Below are 17,724 nucleotides of genomic sequence, written 5' to 3'. Positions count from 1 at the left end.
GGATGGAACCCTCACAACCCTGCGGCTCTACCGCAAGGCTGGCACCACTAGTCTCCAGCTTTATTAGCCTTCACTTGTTCTGAGGGGATATTTACCCAAGCGAAATACCGAGATCCATCGCCTTCGGCTCAGGATGACGGCCTCCGAGGAGTTGGGTCAGGATGACGGCGGTGGAGAGTGGTGTGGTTGTTGGGACCCGGTACGGCTCAGGATGACGGCATTAAGGATGGACTTGGCTTTGTGAGATAGAGTCGGTTTTATGACTTCTGTTAAGTGCGGCTTGGCCGCATTCGCCCTGTTCGTGGCCGGCGTCTCTTCTGCCATGGCTTTCTCAAAGAAGGCACAGACCGCGGAGCCTCAGAGTATCGGCACGGTGACGCGTGCGCAGGAGCGGTGGGCGGATCGAACGCTGAAGCACCTGACGCTGGAAGAGAAGATCGGCCAGATGATCGAGGTGCGGGGAATCTTCGGGTTTTATAACTCGGAGGACCCGCGGTGGACGCAGTTGATTGCGGATATACGGAAGTATCACCTGGGCGCGGTGCACCTGTCGGTGAATGTGGATGGGCCGCTGCTGCTGCGCATGCCGCCGTATGAGGCTGCGATGACGACCAACCTGTTGCAGGAGGAATCGCGCGGAAAGGTTCCGCTGATTTTTTCCGTGGACTTTGAGCGGGGGCCGTCGATGCGGCTGACGCAGGTTGAGGATTGGCCGGAGCCGATGGCGTTCGGGGCGACGGGAAATCCGGCGTACGAGGAGCGGTTCGCGAAGATTGTGGCGGAGGAGTCGCGCGCGCTGGGGATCGACTGGAATTTTTATCCGATCGCGGACGTGCAGATCAATCCGCAGAACCCGATCATCAACACGCGGTCATATGGCGAGGATCCGGCGGCGGTGTCGGAGTTTGTGCAGGCGTATATCAAGGGCTCGCATGAAGGCGGGATGCTGACAACGCTGAAGCACTTTCCCGGGCATGGAGACACGGATGTCGATTCGCATCTGAACCTGGCGCGGGTGAATGCGCCGCTGGAGCGGCTGAAGACGGTGGAGCTGCCGCCGTTTCAGGCGGGGATCAATGCCGGGACGGATGCGGTGATGATTGCGCATGTGGCGTTCCCTGCGCTGGAGCCTGATCCGACGAAGATTGCGACGACCTCGCACAAGGTGGTGACGGGGCTGCTGCGCGAGCAGATGGGATTCAAGGGCGTGATTGTTTCCGACGCGATGGAGATGCATGGGCTGACGAAGCTGTACCCGGGCGATCCGAGCCAGGAAGCGGGGCGGGCGGCGGTGGATACGGTGAAGGCCGGGCAGGATTTGCTGGAGCTGCCGTCGGATTTGGAGGGAACGTACAACGGGCTGCTCGCGGCGGTGAAGTCAGGCGAGATTCCGCGCGCGCAGATTGATGCGAGTGTGCGGCGGATTCTGCTGGTGAAGGCGAAGGCCGGGTTGAACACGCGGGGCAAGCACCTGGTGGATTTGGATGATCTTCAGAATCATGTGGGCAAGCCGGCGAGTTATGCGCTGGCGCAGGAGGTTGCGGATAAGTCGGTGACGCTGGTTCGTGACGACAATCATTTGGTGCCGATGGCTGGTGGAGATGGGTCGACGCTTGTGGTGATTTTTGTGAGCGATGCGCATGGCGATGAGGGGCATGCGTTCGAGCGGCAGCTGCGGTCGCGCATTCGGAATGCGCGGGTGGTGTATGTGGACCGGCGGTCGGCGGACGTTGAGGCAGATGCGATTGCGAAGTTGGCGACGAATGCGACGCGAGTGATTGCGGCGGTGTTCAGCGTGTCGCAGCCCGGGCCGGTGGAGGCGGCGGCGACGAGTGCGAGTGGGTTGGCTGCGGAAGGGTCGGCGGGGATTTTGCGGGGGATTTTGTCGAACGCAGCGGATAAGACGGTTGTGGTGGCGCTGGGGAGTCCGTATGCGATTCTGAATTTTCCGGGGATCAAGAGCTATGTGTGCACGTATAGCTGGGTGACGACGTCGGAACGCGCGGCGGCGAAGGCGCTGACGGGAGAGATTGCGATTAGTGGGAAGTTGCCGGTGACGTTGCCGGGCGTGGCGAAGAGGGGGGATGGGATGGTGGTGGGGGTGCGGTAACAGCGGACCTCTATCCTGATACTGCAAAACGTCAGAGAAATTCCTATCGGCTATTCTCACGGGATGGTGTCGAGGCCTTCCGAACTCGCAGCAGGGATCACGAACGCATTACCGAAAGTTAAGAGCGGCACGTTGAGGTTCTGGGGGCAATGGTTTGGCAGGCCATACGACAACATCCACACACTGATCTCGTGCGATGCAACGGATGACTGTTTGCGCCTGCGATTCGATTCAGGAGAAGTCCTGGCCGTGTGGAACCCTGTTGGGACTGAGATTAATGCGACTGAATTTCGCATTGAGAGTGCGGATGCGGTGCGATGGACTTGGTATTACTACGGACGTCCTCAGACGCCTGAGAACCTGTTCTACAAGGATTATGTGAAGGAGAACGGCGTCATAGTGTTCGGACTAACTGGGACCAGGTACCCGGCACCGGCACGCTGGATTCAGCGGCTGAGTTCCCTGCTGTAGAGATGTTCTGATCGGATTCTTCAAACTGGAGTGAAGGCATACCCCGGGGGTTAAGCCCGTTTTTGTTTTTTCGCTCTGGGAGACCCGAGGCTGAAGCCTCGGGGTACCAGAAGCAAGAGCTCGGGCGACGGAACAGTCGTGGGGGGCCGAAATACGGAGGTCCTTCGCCTACGGCTCAGGATGACGGCCGTTTGGAGAGTGATGGTCAGGGGTTGGGACGGTGGTGGTCCGAAATACGGAGGTCCTTCGCCTGCGGCTCAGGATGACGGCGGTTGGGAAAGCGTCGGGTGAACGTCGGCGTTCGGGGTGGTCTGAAATACGGAGATCCTTCGCCTACGGCTCAGGATAACGGCGGTTGGGAAAGCGTCGGGTGAACGTCGGCGTTCGGGGTGGTCCGAAATACAGAGGTCCTTCGCCTGCGGCTCAGGATGACGGCGTCAAGAGATGGACTGCTTGGGCGGGAAGGTTTTCGGGGGCTTTAGATCTTCTTCGCGAAACGGCTGGATGGATTTGCCCCAGTCTGCGCTCAGATCGCGCCAGTCGGGGTTGCTGCTCACGATGAGGGCGATCTTTCGATAGCGGAGCCAGCCTTTTAGTTCTTTTTCGCGCGCGATTGCGGCGGTGATTGTGGTGAATTGCTCGAAGTAGACGAGCTGGTTGATGTTGTATTTTGCGGTGAATGAGTCTGGGTGTGTCTTGTTTTTGTGTTCCCAGATTCTTTGTTCCAGCTTGCTTGTTACTCCGATGTAAAGGCGCTTGCCATTGCTCGAGAGGATGTAGACGTAGGCGTATTCGGGCATGGTGTCGTGGTGGTCCGAAATACGGAGATCCTTCGCCTACGGCTCAGGATGACGGCGGTTAAGGAATGGTGGCTCGAGTGACGATGCAGGAGAGCCATACGAGATCGATTAGAGGCCGAAGGCGAGATCGATGAGGGTTTTTTCTTCGAGCTCGTGGGCTTTGGGGCTGCCGGTGGCGGGCGAGGCAGAGGCGGTGCGCTTGACGCTGAGGACGGCGCGGTTGCCGGCGAGCTTGCGGAGGCGCGGCATCACGTAGTTGAGGGCGCCCATGTTGGCCGGCTCCTCCTGCACCCAGACGATTTCAGTGGCGTTGGGGTGCTGCGCGATGGCGGCAGAGAGATTCGCTTCGGGCCAGGGGTAGAGTTCGTCGACGAAGAGGATCGCGACGTCGTCGATCTTGCGCTTGGCGCGTTCGACGCGGAGGTTGTGGCCGATTTTGCCGGAGCAAACGAGGATGCGCTGCGCGTTGGTGACGGAGGTGTCTGAAAGGACGGGCTGGAATTTGTCGACGGCGAAGTCGGGGACGGTGCTCATCGCGTCGGGGTGGCGGAGCATCGACTTCGGAGTGAAGACGATGAGGGGCTTGCGCCATTTGCGCATCGCCTGTCGGCGCAGGAGGTGGAAGTACTGCGCGGCGGTGGAGGGTTGCGTGATCATCATGTTCTGCTGCGCGGCGAGCTGGAGGTAGCGCTCGATGCGCGCAGAGGAGTGCTCGGGGCCCTGGCCTTCGTAGCCGTGCGGGAGCAAGAGGACGACGCCAGAGAGCAGGCCCCACTTGGCTTCGCCGGCGGCGAGGAACTGGTCGATGATGATCTGAGCGCCGTTGGCGAAGTCGCCGAACTGGGCTTCCCAGAGGACGAGGGCTTCGGGGTAGTCGCGGGCATAGCCGTATTCGTAGCCGAGGACGGCAGCCTCGGAGAGCATGGAGTTGTAGACCTGCCAGCGGGCTTGATTGGGGCTGATGTGCGAGAGCGGCGACCAACGAACTTCCGTCTCGGTGTCGATGAGGACGGAGTGGCGCTGGTTGAAGGTGCCACGCTGGGAGTCCTGGCCGGAGAGGCGGACGGGCGTGCCGGACTTGAGGAGTGAGGCGTAGGCGAGGAGCTCGGCGAAGCCGTAGTCGATGGGGCGTTTGTTGGCTCCCATCTCGATGCGCTGGGCGAGCAGTTTTTCGACCTTGGTATGGACGTGGAAGCCTTCGGGAGCGTGCGTGAGCTTGTCGGTGAGCGCGGAGATTTCGGCGGCATCGAGGCCGGTGACGGGATTGTCCGAGGGCGAGAGCGGGCCGCCGGCGTAGTTGTTCCAGTAGTCGGGCAGAGAGTGCAGACGCTTCATGACGAAGGCGCTGTAACCGCCGGCTTTCTTGGCGGCCTTTTCGTCTTTGGCGTCGGACTTGGTGGCGGCGCGCTGGGCTTCGAGGAACTCCTGCTGAACGGCGGCGACCTCGGCGGTGATGTCGGCGTTGAGCTTCTGCGCGTAGATCTTGAAGAGGGGCGGGTGGTCCTTGATGAGGGCGTAGCGGCGCGGTTGGGTGACGGTGGGATCGTCGACCTCGGAGTGGCCGTGGCGGCGATAACCGATGAGGTCGATGACGACGTCGGAGTTGAAGGCGTTGCGGTAGTCGGCGGCGATGGCGGCGATGCGGACGACGGCTTCGGGGTCCTCGGAGTTGACGTGGAAGATGGGGATGGGGAGGCGCTTGGCGAGGTCGGAGGCGAAGCGCGAGCTGTTGGATTCTTCGGGGTTGGCGGTGAAGCCGAGCAGGTTGTTAACGATGACCTGGATGGTGCCGCCGACGGAGAAGCCGTCGATGGTGGCGAGGTTGAGGGTTTCGGCCCAGATGCCCTGTCCGGCGAAGGCAGCGTCGCCGTGGATGATCATGGGGAGGATTTGCTTCGTCGCGTCGGCGTCGCCGCGAGCTTCAGCGCGGTCGATACGGGCGCGGGCGCGGCCCATGATGACGGGGTCGGCGGCTTCGAGGTGCGAGGGGTTGGAGGCGAGGTGGAGCGCGACGGTCTTGCCGTTGGCGGTGAGGAAGTCGCCGGTGGCGCCCATGTGGTACTTGACGTCGCCGCCGCCCATGGTGGTTTCGGGCGAGACGTCCTCGAACTTGGAGAAGATTTCTTTCGCGCTGCGGCCGACGGTGTTGACCATGACGTTGAGGCGACCGCGGTGGCTCATGGCGAAGACGGAGCGATTGACGCCGTTTTCGGCGGCGGTGGTGAAGAGCTGGTCTAAAAACGGGGTGAGGACGGTGAGGCCCTCGAGGGAGAAGCGCTTGGTGCCGAGGTAGCGCTGCTGGATGACCTGCTCGAATAGGTCGGCGCGGATGAGATCGGAGAGGATGCGCTTCTGGTCGATGATGCCGGGACCGGGGCCTGCGTCGAGGCGCGTGGGGTCTTCGAGGCGTTCCTGGATCCAGGCGCGGCGCTCGGCCGAGGGGATGTGCATGAACTCGGCGCCGATGGAGCCGCAGTAGTAGCGGCGCGCTTCCTGGGCGTCGGGACCGTCAGGAGCAGGGGTCGGGAAGGGCTCCGGAGGGAGGTACTGGCCGAGCGGGTCGAGCGAGGCCTGGAGGTAGCCCCAGCGGCGGAAGATATCGAAGACGGCTTCGCGCGGGAGGGTCGATTCGGTGCTGGGTTTTCCGTTGGTGAGGGATTCTGGCGCGGCCGGTGACTTGGTAGGCATAGCTAATCCCATGCTAGCCTTTTCGGCTTATGAGTTCGAGGGTGCGTGCGGTAATCGAATGGGACGTTCGGGAATGAGAGTGAGGCTTTTGTGGGCCGGAGAAAAGCAGGTTCCTGCCCCTCGACAAGCTCAGGGGCGGAATGACAGAAAGAGCAAAAGCAAGGGCAGTACCAAAAGAAAAGGCAAGCGGAATCAGCTGCAGTTTTCTTGGGCCTTGAGCCTGTCGTCCTGCTGCTTGATGGCGCTTGAGGCTCGAGGAAAGAGCTTGTGGAGGAGTTCGAGGAGACTGGCGGGGTCGAAAGAATCGACGAAGTGAGACGCGCCGGGGCAGGGCTCCGAAGACGGACCCTGAACGACGATGATGGGCAGCTTTGGGGAGCGAGAGAGGATTGTAGCGACAACCTGCTCGCAGGGAACGTCGTGAATGGTGGCATTGAGGACGACGCCGTCGATGTTGGGGAAGCGCTCAAAGGTTTCGAGAGCCTCGGCTCCGCTGTAGGCGGTGATGACGTTGAATTTTGCGGACTCGATGACGAGCTTGCGGGTGGAGATGGTGCCGGAGTGTTCGCGGTCGATTACGAGGAAGCAGGGCCGGGTCATAGATAGATGGTAGACGGATGAACCGGATGTTAGGGACGTGGTAGGCTGCGTTGGATGTCAGGACACCATAATCGCCATCGTGACGCAAAAACGTTTGAGCCAAATGGGGCTGCGGAGCAGGGCCCAGCTTCGGCGCATCGGCAGCATACAGACGGGCATCATCAGCAGCATGTAGACCCCGACCATTTCGATCTGGCGCAGGCGGCGCTGGATGAGATGCACGAGGCGGGGTTCAAGCCGGAGTTTGGTCCGGGCGTGCCGGAGCAGGTGAACGAGATTCGCGAGAGCCTGCGCAAGGAGTTTAAGCGGGCGGAGCCTGGGTTTGGCGTGCCGGATTTGCGGAATCTGGCATGGTCGTCGATTGATAACGACACGTCGCGGGATCTGGACCAGATTGAGGTGGCTGAGAAAGTCGCGGACGGAATTCGCGTGCACGTGGCGATTGGCGATGTGGCGCGGGCGGTGGAGAAAGACACGCCGATTGACCAGCACGCGAAGGCCCAGACGCAGACGATCTATACCGCGGTGAAGAACTTTCCGATGCTGCCGCTGGAGCTCTCGACGGGGATGACGAGCCTGAATGAGAACGGCGACCGCATGGCAGTGATGATGAGCTTCACTGTCGGCGATAACGGTGCGATGAGCGATGAGGTGGTGTCGAAGGCGTGGGTGAGGAATCGCGCGCAGCTTGCGTACTCGCGGGTGGGGCCGTTTCTGGAGCAGCATGCGGGCGCGACGAGCGCGGCGGGCGTACGATGCGAAGATGTGGAGCAGTTGCGGTCGGATAGCGCTCGGCAGAGCGAGGATGTGGATGGGCCGGCGTTTGTGAATGATGCCGCGGGGCGTGAGTTGGCTGGAGCGCTGGCGGACCAGTTGCTGATGCAGGATATTGCGACGCAGGCGCTGCATCGGGCGCGCATACAGAATGGCGCGCTCGACTTTCATAAGGCGGAAGCAGAGCCGGTAACCGCCGACGGGCACGTGGTGAGCGTGCGTGATGTGATTCAGAATCGCGCGATGTCTTTGATCGAGGACCTGATGGTGGCCGCGAATGGCGTGATGGCGCGCGCGCTGCGCAAGGGCGGACGGTCAGGGCTGCAGAGGGTTGTGCGCGTGCCGAAGCGGTGGGACCGGATTGTGGCGGTGGCGGCGGAGCATAAGTGGGAGCTGCCTGCGAATCCAGACTCGCAGGCGCTGAATGATTTTCTGGCGCATATGCGCGCGACGGATCCGGATCATTATCCCGACCTGGCGGTGGCGGTGATCAAGCTGATGGGGCCGAGTGAGTACATGGTGATGCGTCCGGATGATGACCCGACCGGGCACTTCGCCCTGGCAGTGCGTGACTATACGCATTCGACGGCACCGAATCGACGGTTCCCGGATATGGTGACGCAGAGGGTGCTGCACGCAATGATGGATGGCGCGCCGCCCCCTTACAGCGATGCGGAGCTGGCAGCGGTCGCGACGCACTGCAATGAGGCGGACAAGTCGCTGAGGAAGATTGAACGCGACATGCGGAAGCGCGTGGCAGCGGTCGCGATGGCACATCGGATCGGAGAGATCTTCCGCGGCGTGATCACGGGCGCGAGCGACAAGGGCGTGTATGTGCGGGTGATCGATCCGCCGTTTGAGGGACGCTTGATTCAGAACTTTGAGGGGCTGGATGTGGGCGATCGCGTGAGCGTGAAGCTGCTGCATACGGATCCGGCAAGGGCGTTTATTGATTTTGCGAAGGTGAGCGGAAATGGGCAGCCGCGAAGTGCTCAAAAAGCAGATCCCCTACGGGGATGACAGAAAGAAAAGCAAGAGCAAAGATCAGCGGGCGGCACCGTGGGTTGAGAAGAAGACCATCGCGAGGGTGAGCGCGGCGAGGAAGATTTCGCCGAGGACGCCGACGAGAATGGGACGCCAGCCCTGATCGAGCAGGTCGCGCACGTTGGTGCGGAGGCCGACGCCGGCGAAGGCGGGAAGGAATGCCCACCTGGAGAGATTGCCGAGTGAGTTGAGCTGCGCGTGCGTGAAGAAGCCGGCCGTGGCGAGGATGGAGATGGCGACGAAACCGAGAATGAACTTGGGGAATTTCTGCCAGAGGAAGAGCGCTTTGTGCTCGACGTGGCGGGCCTGGCCGCGGCTGGCCCAGTAGACGGCGTAACCGAGGACGACGAAGCCGATGAAGGACGAGCGCGCGGTTTTGGCGAGGATGGCGATGCGGCCGGCTTCGTCGCCGTAGAGTGCGCCAGTGACGGTAGCCTCGGCGGTGTTGTCGACGGCGAGGCCGGTCCAGAGGCCGTAGGATTGCTGGCCCATGTGGAGGGCGTGGCCGATGGCGGGGAATGCGAAGAGTGCGAGCGCGCCGAGGGTGAGGATAGCGGCAATGGCGGTGGAGGTGTCGCGCTCTTCGGGGTCGATGGCGCCCTGCGCGGCCATGATGGCGGTGACGCCGCAGATGGAGCTCCCGATGGCGAGAAGGCTGGTGAGTTTGGGACGCAGTTTGAAGACGCGGCCGAGGAGAGTCATGACGGAGAGCGAGAGGATGAGCTCGATGGCGACGAGGATGAGGGAGAGGCCGCCAAGATGGAGCATGTCGCCGAAGAGGAATTTTGCGCCGACGAGAACGATGCCGAGTTTGAGCCAGAGCTCGTAGGTGGCGAAGCCGGGGCGGAAGATTGCGGGAAGGCGGACGGCGTTGCCGATGGCGAGGCCGAGGAGGATTGCCCAGAGAACGTACTCGACTTGCGGGAAGGCGATGTGGCGCGAGCGCAGGAGGTGGCCGAGGGATTCGATTCCCTTGCCTGCAAAGCCGACGGTGAAGAGCAGCGCGGTGCCTGGGGCGAGCGCGGGGAGTTGACGCCAGAGCGGGCGCTCGTGCGTGGTGTCCAGAGGCAGGGGGATGGTGCGGGTCGACAAAGGTGCGGGCTACCAGCCGATGTGCGGGAGGAGGTTGAAGCGAATGAGCGCGCCGAGTGCGAACGCAATGAGGATGGCGGCGGTGTCGGCGTTGAAGATGAGCTTGGTGTCAGGATGCGGATCCATGATGTGCTCCGTGCTGCGATGTGGAGGGTGCGCGAGCGACGTGGGCACAAAAAAGAAAACCCACGCCCGGAGTCGGTTGCGTGGGTGCTTGGGGATCGGGTGCTCGGTGGGAGCTAACGCGATCAGGCCATACAGACACCGGCGCAACAGAGCATGCGACAAGGCATGCAACAGAGCGCGGCGGCGTGAGACGGCTTCATAGATATGAGGCTATGGGGATGACGGGTGGAAGTCAAGGGTTTCGCTGCTGTTGTAGCTCGCAGATCTGTCGTGTGGGTTTTCAGTTTTCAGATTCGAGTTGCCAGTTTTTTAAGTGCAAGCACGAACTAATTTGTCGTCGTGCGCTGACACGGGTGAATGGACTTGCGTATGCTGTTTGTCCTGAGAGTTTTCCGAGAGGAGTAAACACATGCGGAGACAACGGATTGTCTGCGGGATTGGCGCTGTGGTGTGCGGAGGGATCATGCTTTTCGCCGGAGCGCCGGCGAAGGCGCAGGCAGCACAGCCGGCGATTACAACGACGCCAGAGGTGCTGAACTTCGACGAATTGGCGCAGCGTGGGAAGGCCTTGCTGGACCAGGCGCGGCAAGGAAGCGGAAGCGCAGGGATCACGCTGGCGCGATACAACGGGCATTACACGATGCTGACGGCACGCACGGCCAGCGGCGGAGCGGAGTTGCACGGGCGTTTCTCGGATTTTCTGATTGTGGTGGACGGCGAAGGCACGGAGATGACCGGCGGAACGATCGTCGACCGCAAAGATGGCCAGAACGGCGAAGTTCGCGGAAAGACGCTGGAAGGAGCGACGCCGCATGTGCTGCACAAGGGCGATGTGATTCACATTCCTGCGGGGACACCGCATCAGGCGATTGAGGCGCCGGGGCAGTCGATCACGATTTATGTGATCAAGGTGGAAGAGCCTGCGATGGCGATGACGAACACGGCAGCGGGACGCTGAAGAGGTTTTGGAGGAGAGATGAAACTACTGCAGATGGCTGATCCCGTGCGCTACCCGCGGATGACGACAGAAGAGCTGCGCGAGACGTTTTTGCTGAATGAGATGTTCAAGCTGGGCGCGATCACTCTGGCGTATGTGGACCTGGACCGCGCCGTTGTGGGCGGTGCTGTTCCGACGACGGGCGCGTTGAAGCTAGAGACATCGCCGGAACTGCGGGCGGAGTTTTTCCTCGAACGGCGCGAACTGGGGGTGTTCAACATCGGCGGTGCGGGAACTGTGACGGTTGATGGCAAGGAGTTCAAGCTCGAGAAGATGGACTGCTTGTACGCGGGGCGCGGGAGTCGCGAGGTGAGTTTTGCGAGTGATAGCGCCAATGAACCGGCCGCGTTTTATCTGCTGAGTTATTTGGCGCACGCGGAGTATCCGACTGGCATGGTGAAGTTCAAGGACATTGAGCCGGTGAAGCTGGGAGCGGTCGCGACATGCAATCAGCGATCCATTTACAAGGCGATCCATCGCGACGGGACTAAGAGCTGTCAGCTGGTGATGGGCTTCACGTTGCTGGAAGAGGGATCGAACTGGAACACGATGCCTCCGCATACGCATATGCGGCGGAGTGAGATCTATATGTACTTTGACGTGGATCCGGCGCATCGCGTGGTGCATTTGATGGGGCCGCCGCAAGAGACGCGGCATCTGCTGATGGCCGATCGCGACATTGTGGTCTCGCCTGGTTGGAGCATTCATGCAGGCGTGGGGACGACGCGGTATGGATTCTGCTGGGGCATGGGTGGGGAGAATCAGGACTACGGCGATATGGACGGCGTAGCGGTTGCTGATCTGCTGTAAGGAGAAAGAACGGATGAGTCTTTTGGTGCGGGGGGCATTTCCTGTCGGGGTGTGCTTGTTGAGCATGGCGCTGGTTGCGAGCGCCCAGACGCAGAATCAAGCTCAAACGCCGAGGCCGAGCGCGAAGGAGTTACATGATGCCGCGGGCGATATCGCGACGGATCCGGGACCGATTGACACTTCCCTTTCGCCGAAGCTGACGCGTGTCGATGTGCGTAAGGCGATGCAGAAGGTTGCGGATTGGTCGCTTACAAATGAGCAGCCGCACTTTACGCAGGACTGGACGTATGCGCCCTTGTACACCGGGCTGCTGGAGGCGTCGAAGATACTGAACGATAAGCGATATCACGATGCAGTGCTGGGGGCGGCGGAGAAGTTCAACTGGCAATTGCTGCCGGGACGGTATGATCACGCGGACGATGAGGCGATCGGGCAGGCGTACGAAGCGCTGTACGAAGAGAACAAGGATCCGATGCGCATCGCGGCAGTGAGGGATAATTTTGCGCTGGTGATGATGCGGAAGGATGACAAGAACAAGGACCTGTGGTGGTGGTGCGATGCCTTGTACATGGCTCCTCCGTCACTTGCGAAAGTGGCGCAGTTGACCGGCGATCACCGCTACCTGGACTTCATGGACCATGAGTGGGGGCTGACGCAGGGACACCTGTACGACTACGATCAACATCTCTTCTTCCGCGACGCGACGTTTCTGCATAAGGCGGAGCCAAATGGGAAGCCGTTGTTCTGGAGCCGTGGAAATGGATGGGTGCTTGCGGGGCTGGCGCATGTGCTGACGGTGATGCCGAAGAATTATCCGGACCGCGCGGGTTACGAGACTCTGTTCAAGAATATGGCGAACCGTGTTGCCGATCTGCAGCCGGCGGATGGATTGTGGCGCATGGGGCTGCTGGATGCGGATGCATATCCGCAGGGTGAGATTTCAGGCACCGCCTTCTTCACGTATGCGATGGCGTGGGGAGTGAATAATCATTTGCTGCCGAAGGAGAAGTTCGAGCCGGTGATTGAGAAGGCGTGGGCTGGGATGCTGCAGCATGTTTATGTAGATGGGCGACTGGGTGCGATTCAGCCGATTGGCGCAGCGCCGGGCGATCTGCAGCCGGGGTCAACGTGGGCATACGGCGTCGGTGGATTTTTGCAGGCAGGAGCGGAGATTGACCGCGGGCTCGGGCCGGTGCCTCACGCGAAAAAGAAGTAAGACGATGGATATGTAAATAGAAGAGGCGCGTGAAGCGTCTCTTCTTTTTTCTGCGCCTAGTATGGGGAGCCCGGCTGGCGGTCGTACGCGTTACCGAATTCGTTGGTGTGAGTGGTGTTGGTGGCGATGGGCACGCTGACGTTGCCGAGGTCTGTCGCGCCAGCCGCGAGATGGAGGTCGCGCGAGAGGCTTTGGAGCGAGCCGGGGAGTGCGCCTTCCACCCAGATGTGCAGACGGTAATCTCCCGGCAGGATGTTGCGGAGATCGAGTGCGTTAGAGGCGTCGGCGACGGAGTAGAGCGGCGTGGAAAGGCTGATGATCACGGCGCTCATCTCCGGGTGAATGTTGCAGAAGATGTAAGAGACGCCGGGACGCGAGAACGTAACCGACTTGGTTTTGCCGGCTTCGTAGAGGCCGAGGTCAAAGCGTTTGCCGTCGAAGAGCGAGAAGACGTTGTGGAAGAAGGGGTCGGCGTTTGGAAATTGGACGACGCTGCCGACGGGAACGACTTGCAAGTGCGGGATGAAGGTGCGGTTCTTTTGCAGGAGAGTGTAGTGGGATTGCGGAGCGAGTGTGGCTACCGGTGTGTTGCCGAGCGGATCGAGCCATGCGACGGCGGAGACGCGATGGTGAGGGGTGGATGGTGATGTGGCGATGTGGAGGCGCAGTTCGGCGAGCGGATTGCGGGGACGGTTTTGGGCGCGCAGAGATGGGGCGAGCAGGATAAGTGCACATGCGAGCGCGATCGGGAGCCGAATGATGCGCATCAGAATTTATATCCCGCAGATAGACCGATGACGTTTGCGTTCGAAGACAAGCCGATGACGGGAGCGCTCGCAAGGTAGCGGTACTCGAAGGAGAAGAGAAGATAGGCACTCGGTGAGTAGATAATGTTGCCGGTCCATGTGCGATTGCGAGCGAGATTCTGATAGATGGCCCCGCTGGGATTTGCGTAGCGATGGAGGTCGCTGGCGAAGCCGTTGTCGATGCCGAAGGAAGCGTTGAACTCCAAACGCTCGTTCCACTTCTCTTTCAGCTGGGTCCAGCCGCCGACGTCGTTAAGTGGGCGGAAGTAGTACTGATCCTGAACCGACGAATAGATATAACCGTAGTCTTTGTAGGCGCCGGCGCCGAGTCCGCCGAGCGCGAGGCCACGATAGAAGCTGCCGGAGAACTCGAGACGTCCGGGCAAATGGAAGCGGGTGTCGAGTGTGGCGGCCCACGCGTCGAAGCGCCGGCCGGACGGAAGAACATGCGGGGAAAAATATCCGCCGACGCCGATGTGATCGCGGTCATCGCGCACTGGGCCAAGCGCGGCAATGCGAGCTTCGAGACCCGGCCAGCGGCTTTGCTGCGCAGAAGAGGGCGGCGCTGCGGCGGCACTATATAGACCCGAGAGCGATACGGGAGGATCAGCTACGTCGATGAGTGCAGCCTGCAGTTGGAGTGCGCGCGAGTCGGCGAAAGGAACGTTCTGCGTGACTGTGAGTTGCGGATTCCACGCCCACAGGTTTCCGGACCATGCGAGGGATGGAGTCGCCACAGCGGTGAGAGAGGATGGCGTGTCGGGACTGAGGATGGGGCGATCGTAGGAAAAGCCGGCTTCAGTGTTGTCCCATTGCAAGCCGGCGTGCGCGGTCCTGAGGCGCAGGAAACTGTCGTTGGTCGAGTACGAACCAAAGGTGGTGTTCGGGGTCGAGTTGCCGAAGAAGTCGACACGGAGATCGGCGTAGCTGCGAGCACCGAAAAGATGCGGCCCGCGCGCATCGATACCGAGGATCGTCTGACGCACTGAAGCACCGGTGTTGCCTGAACCTGGCAGTGCGACCGTCGGTGTCGCGGCTATATCGACGGCGCTCGTATTGGTGAATGCGTTGAAGAGGAGAAGGCCGGTGATTTTGACGGGGTACTTCGACTCCGATTCGACTTTCGTCTGGTCGTGAGTTGCGATCTGCGCGTCCTGCGCGGCCTGGTGTTCGCGGATGGCTTCGAGTTCGGCGGATGTGTCCTGCGGCAGCGCGGCGGTTTGCGGTGGATCGGCTGCAGGCGTGGCTGTTCCCTGCTGGCTTGCCATCTGCTGTTGCAAATTCGCCAGCTGTTGACGCATGTCGTCGAGCTGCCGCTGCGATTCTTTGAGCTGAACCTGCGTGCGCTCCATCGCTGCCGTCAATTGCTGGATCTGAGCGGGGATGGTGGACTGGTCTGTCTGCGCGTTCACAAAGGGTGCAGAGAGCACGAGCAGGGTTGAGAAAATCGCGAGTGGCCGCGGGCAGTGATGAGAAGCTGCGCAGAGGCGTGCATTGCGAAGAAGCTCAGACGTTTTCATGGGCGACGACCTGATCGCGGTGATTGGGTTCAGAATCCGTGGCGACCGCAACTCGTGGAAGATCACGGGCGACCTGCATCTGGAAGACCGTCTCACCGGGACGGCTGCTCAGCAGAACGACCTCTCCACCGTGCTCGACTGCGATGCATTGCGCGAGAGTCAGGCCCAGCCCAGTTCCCTTCTGCTTTCCCTCGCTGACAAATGGCTCGAAGAGACTAGTGCGAATGTTTTCTGGGACACCTGGACCGTTATCCGTGACCGTGATGATGCAGTTGCGTTGCCGTGTTTCGAGCGTGACCGTGACGACCGGCTCTGCGCTGCCGGTGCGCGCGGCCTGGCAGGCGTTGAGCAGCAGGTTGTAGAACGCACGCTCGATCTGCTTTCCATCGACGAGTGCCGTGCCCTCGGTGGAGTCACCGACCCGAGTGATAATCCGAACTCCTTCGGCATCAGGATGAGCACGGAAGAGTGCGACGGTGCGTTCGAGCAGTTGCGGCATGGACTCGAGCACGCGCGTTGTACTCGCACCGGTGCGGCTGAGGATGAGGAGCGATTCGATCATGTCTGTCGTGCCAAGAACCGCAGCACGAATGTCGCCGAAGATCTCATTGCGCTCAGATTCAGAAAGGCGGCCGGAGGCGAGGAACTCGGCATTGGCATAGACCGCAGCGAGATAGTGACGGAGATCGTGCGAGACGGAGCTGGCCATTCTGCCGATGGTGGCGAGGCGTTCGGATTCGAGGAGCGCCTGGTGCGCCTGCTGAATTTCATCGCGCATGCCGGCGAATGCTTCGCTAAGTTGACGGACCTCGCGCGGGCCGTGACGAGGCACATGATATTGGCTATCGCCCATGCCGAAGGCGCGAACGCTACCAGACAGCTCTTCGAGCGGGCGTGTGAGCAGCCGTGCGAGCGCAATCATCAAAATCGTGCCCGAGACGAGCGCAAGGAGACCGGTGCTAAGCACCATGCGATCGATCCGCTTCATCCAGCGCTCGGCTGGATTGAAAGATTTGAGAACGACGAGCTGGAGTGGAGAGGAGGAAACCGGCGAAAGGTCTTCCGTTGCAGCAAGAAAGCGCTGCGATCCGAGCTCGACGCGGAGCGGGTTCTGTGTCGTTGCAGAGAGCAGTCGCGGGTTGGAGAGTGCGGGCTGATCGGATGGGCCGAGCGTACTGGTGACGACGCCTCCTTCGCTGAGGAAGGCAGCCTCAACGTCGGTGGGTTCGCTGATCTGACGCACCGTGCGTTCAATAGAAATGCCGCTGAAGACGTAGCCGAGCAATGTGCCGTTTTCTTCGCTGCCGAAGTAGAGCGGACGCAGTGAGCACTGATAGAGCGACCGGCCGTCGACCAGATAGTGCCGATCCGGAGAGGCCAGCAGCATCTGCAAGGCGCGATGCAAAGAGGCGCCGCTGGAATTGTTCGTTGTGTAGACGGCGATGACTCTGCCTGACGCGTCGGCGAGCGCAAAGAGATCGTTGCCGCTGAGCTGCCAGAACTCGATCGCACCGTCCTGGATGGTGAGGTCATCGCCACTTGTCATCAGTGCTTTGAGGGTGGGCAGATCAGACAGCAGCGCGTTCTCGCGATCGAGTGCGCGCAAACGCTCGCCCTCGAGGTTCTGGAAGGTGATGACGGAACGACTGAGATCTTGAGAGAGATCGGTTGTAACTTGCGCACTGAGCCGATGGCGCAACAAGATGAGGAAGAGCGCGGTAACGATGACCGTCACGACCGCCATCGCCACAACGAGAAGAACGTGTGTTCGGATGCCCTCGTTACGATAGGCCGATGCTAGGCGCGAGAGAGTACGGGGTTGACTTGAGAGTACGGTTTGAGAGTCATGGGACAAATTTGTACCCCGCGCCATAAATTGTCAGCAAGTGCTGCGGATTCGCTGAATCTGTTTCGAGCTTCTGGCGCAATTTAAGAATCTGGTTGTCGACGGTTCGCGTCGTTGGATAGGCATTGTAGCCCCAGACTTCGTTGAGAAGAACCTCTCGAGTCAAGACGCGGTCGATGTTCTGGGTGAAGAACCTTAAGAGTTTGAATTCATGTGCGGTAAGCACGACAGCTGTCCCGGCGCGACGAGCAGTCATGCTGCGGAAGTCAATCTCGCAGTCGCCGAAGCGGTAGGTATTGGAAACGGGGGGCTTGCGTTGCCTGCGAATGGCAGCCTGCACGCGAGCGGTGAGCTCTCGAGGGCTGAACGGCTTGGTGACGTAGTCATCCGCTCCGAGTTCAAGCAGCAGCACCTTATCTACAACCTCACTGACGGCACTAAGGACGACGATCGGGGTTTCGTTCGAGATGGCTTTGAATGTCTGGCAGAGTTCACGGCCAGAGATACGCGGGAGGATGAGATCGAGAACAACAGCACATGGGTGCTCGGTGCGGAATAGATCGAGACCCGTTTGTCCGTCGCCCGCAATCGCGACGTTATAGTGCTCGTCAGCGAAGATCCTACGGAGGACCTTTTGCATTCTGGGATCGTCTTCGATCACAAGAATGGTGCCCAGTGTTACCGCAGGCACAGGCTGCATTTGGCGCTCGGCGCTGGTGAAATCAGTACCCGTCATAGTGAACCGGACCTCCCGCTCCTATTCTGTTCGAGGAAGTGTATAAGAGTCAGTACAAAGTTGCTCAAATGACAATCGAGTGACATTT

14 protein-coding genes are annotated in these 17,724 nt (G+C 60.7%); 6 read left to right on the top strand and 8 right to left on the bottom strand.

All coding sequences use genetic code 11. The features are described 5' to 3' along the window. The first annotated feature begins 322 nt into the window (after positions 1-322). Entirely contained in the window at positions 323-2,110 is a 1,788-nt protein-coding gene (locus VGU25_13190) for a glycoside hydrolase family 3 protein (protein HEV2578156.1), read from the top strand. A gap of 249 nt (positions 2,111-2,359) precedes the next feature. Continuing rightward, positions 2,360-2,581, top strand: a complete 222-nt coding sequence (locus VGU25_13185) for a hypothetical protein (GenBank protein HEV2578155.1) — start codon at positions 2,360-2,362, stop codon at positions 2,579-2,581. Positions 2,582-3,018: 437 nt separating this feature from the next. Here VGU25_13185 and VGU25_13180 read toward each other — a convergent pair whose 3' ends face one another. The 3 genes from VGU25_13180 to VGU25_13170 form a co-directional block, all read right to left on the bottom strand. Then, positions 3,019-3,381: a GIY-YIG nuclease family protein gene (locus VGU25_13180; protein ID HEV2578154.1), complete on the bottom strand. Its 363-nt coding sequence runs from the start codon at positions 3,379-3,381 to the stop codon at positions 3,019-3,021. 108 nt (positions 3,382-3,489) lie between these two features. After that, positions 3,490-6,069, bottom strand: a complete 2,580-nt coding sequence (locus VGU25_13175; GenBank protein ID HEV2578153.1) for a 2-oxoglutarate dehydrogenase E1 component — start codon at positions 6,067-6,069, stop codon at positions 3,490-3,492. 192 nt (positions 6,070-6,261) lie between these two features. Next, the gene (locus tag VGU25_13170) at positions 6,262-6,669 is read right to left on the bottom strand and encodes a response regulator (protein ID HEV2578152.1); all 408 of its coding nucleotides are present in this window, start codon (positions 6,667-6,669) and stop codon (positions 6,262-6,264) included. A gap of 54 nt (positions 6,670-6,723) precedes the next feature. On the opposite strand from VGU25_13170, the gene VGU25_13165 reads away from it, so the two are divergent. Then, positions 6,724-8,463, top strand: a complete 1,740-nt coding sequence (locus VGU25_13165) for an RNB domain-containing ribonuclease (protein ID HEV2578151.1) — start codon at positions 6,724-6,726, stop codon at positions 8,461-8,463. Between the two features lie 24 nt (positions 8,464-8,487). Here the strand turns inward: VGU25_13165 and VGU25_13160 are convergent, their stop codons facing one another. Then, positions 8,488-9,579 carry a putative sulfate exporter family transporter gene (locus tag VGU25_13160; GenBank protein ID HEV2578150.1) on the bottom strand — a complete coding sequence of 364 codons (1,092 nt, stop codon included), beginning with the start codon at positions 9,577-9,579 and terminating at the stop codon, positions 8,488-8,490. Positions 9,580-10,114: 535 nt separating this feature from the next. Between VGU25_13160 and VGU25_13155 the strand changes: the two genes are divergently transcribed. Genes VGU25_13155 through VGU25_13145 form a run of 3 tightly spaced genes read left to right on the top strand, consistent with a single transcriptional unit; the run spans position 10,115 to position 12,728 of the window. Further along, positions 10,115-10,663: a hypothetical protein gene (locus VGU25_13155; protein ID HEV2578149.1), complete on the top strand. Its 549-nt coding sequence runs from the start codon at positions 10,115-10,117 to the stop codon at positions 10,661-10,663. A gap of 18 nt (positions 10,664-10,681) precedes the next feature. Continuing rightward, complete coding sequence (kduI, locus tag VGU25_13150; GenBank protein ID HEV2578148.1) at positions 10,682-11,512, top strand: 5-dehydro-4-deoxy-D-glucuronate isomerase; 831 nt, start codon at positions 10,682-10,684, stop codon at positions 11,510-11,512. A 13-nt stretch (positions 11,513-11,525) separates the two neighbouring features. Then, positions 11,526-12,728: a glycoside hydrolase family 88 protein gene (locus VGU25_13145; GenBank protein ID HEV2578147.1), complete on the top strand. Its 1,203-nt coding sequence runs from the start codon at positions 11,526-11,528 to the stop codon at positions 12,726-12,728. A 56-nt stretch (positions 12,729-12,784) separates the two neighbouring features. On the opposite strand, the gene VGU25_13140 is transcribed toward VGU25_13145, so the two are convergent. The 4 genes from VGU25_13140 to VGU25_13125 all read right to left on the bottom strand — a co-directional run bounded on the left by VGU25_13140 (position 12,785) and on the right by VGU25_13125 (position 17,636). Then, positions 12,785-13,495 (bottom strand): hypothetical protein, encoded by a 711-nt coding sequence (locus VGU25_13140; protein HEV2578146.1) that lies wholly within the window; start codon positions 13,493-13,495, stop codon positions 12,785-12,787. Beyond that, positions 13,495-15,054 (bottom strand): hypothetical protein, encoded by a 1,560-nt coding sequence (locus tag VGU25_13135; GenBank protein HEV2578145.1) that lies wholly within the window; start codon positions 15,052-15,054, stop codon positions 13,495-13,497. Before VGU25_13135 ends, VGU25_13140 begins: the two co-directional genes overlap by 1 nt. Continuing rightward, positions 15,041-16,798, bottom strand: a complete 1,758-nt coding sequence (locus VGU25_13130; protein HEV2578144.1) for a HAMP domain-containing sensor histidine kinase — start codon at positions 16,796-16,798, stop codon at positions 15,041-15,043. Before VGU25_13130 ends, VGU25_13135 begins: the two co-directional genes overlap by 14 nt. Positions 16,799-16,898: 100 nt before the next feature. Continuing rightward, entirely contained in the window at positions 16,899-17,636 is a 738-nt protein-coding gene (locus VGU25_13125) for a response regulator transcription factor (protein HEV2578143.1), read from the bottom strand. Positions 17,637-17,724 lie beyond the last annotated feature (88 nt).

This window comes from Acidobacteriaceae bacterium, from assembly GCA_035944135.1.
Classification (GTDB): Bacteria; Acidobacteriota; Terriglobia; order Terriglobales; family Acidobacteriaceae; genus Granulicella.
The sequence above is the reverse complement of the archived record's forward strand: the minus strand, read 5'-3'. Positions and strand labels throughout refer to the sequence as shown.

What these genes read in the sequence shown, in the direction of transcription:
- VGU25_13190 (HEV2578156.1), top strand. Translation starts at nt 323, where the DNA reads ATGGCTTTCTCAAAGAAGGCACAGACCGCGGAGCCTCAGAGTATCGGC.
- VGU25_13180 (HEV2578154.1), bottom strand. Translation starts at nt 3,381, where the DNA reads ATGCCCGAATACGCCTACGTCTACATCCTCTCGAGCAATGGCAAGCGC.
- VGU25_13175 (HEV2578153.1), bottom strand. Translation starts at nt 6,069, where the DNA reads ATGCCTACCAAGTCACCGGCCGCGCCAGAATCCCTCACCAACGGAAAA.
- VGU25_13170 (HEV2578152.1), bottom strand. Translation starts at nt 6,669, where the DNA reads ATGACCCGGCCCTGCTTCCTCGTAATCGACCGCGAACACTCCGGCACC.
- VGU25_13165 (HEV2578151.1), top strand. Translation starts at nt 6,724, where the DNA reads ATGTCAGGACACCATAATCGCCATCGTGACGCAAAAACGTTTGAGCCA.
- VGU25_13155 (HEV2578149.1), top strand. Translation starts at nt 10,115, where the DNA reads ATGCGGAGACAACGGATTGTCTGCGGGATTGGCGCTGTGGTGTGCGGA.
- kduI (HEV2578148.1), top strand. Translation starts at nt 10,682, where the DNA reads ATGAAACTACTGCAGATGGCTGATCCCGTGCGCTACCCGCGGATGACG.
- VGU25_13145 (HEV2578147.1), top strand. Translation starts at nt 11,526, where the DNA reads ATGAGTCTTTTGGTGCGGGGGGCATTTCCTGTCGGGGTGTGCTTGTTG.
- VGU25_13140 (HEV2578146.1), bottom strand. Translation starts at nt 13,495, where the DNA reads ATGCGCATCATTCGGCTCCCGATCGCGCTCGCATGTGCACTTATCCTG.
- VGU25_13135 (HEV2578145.1), bottom strand. Translation starts at nt 15,054, where the DNA reads ATGAAAACGTCTGAGCTTCTTCGCAATGCACGCCTCTGCGCAGCTTCT.
- VGU25_13130 (HEV2578144.1), bottom strand. Translation starts at nt 16,798, where the DNA reads ATGGCGGTCGTGACGGTCATCGTTACCGCGCTCTTCCTCATCTTGTTG.
- VGU25_13125 (HEV2578143.1), bottom strand. Translation starts at nt 17,636, where the DNA reads ATGACGGGTACTGATTTCACCAGCGCCGAGCGCCAAATGCAGCCTGTG.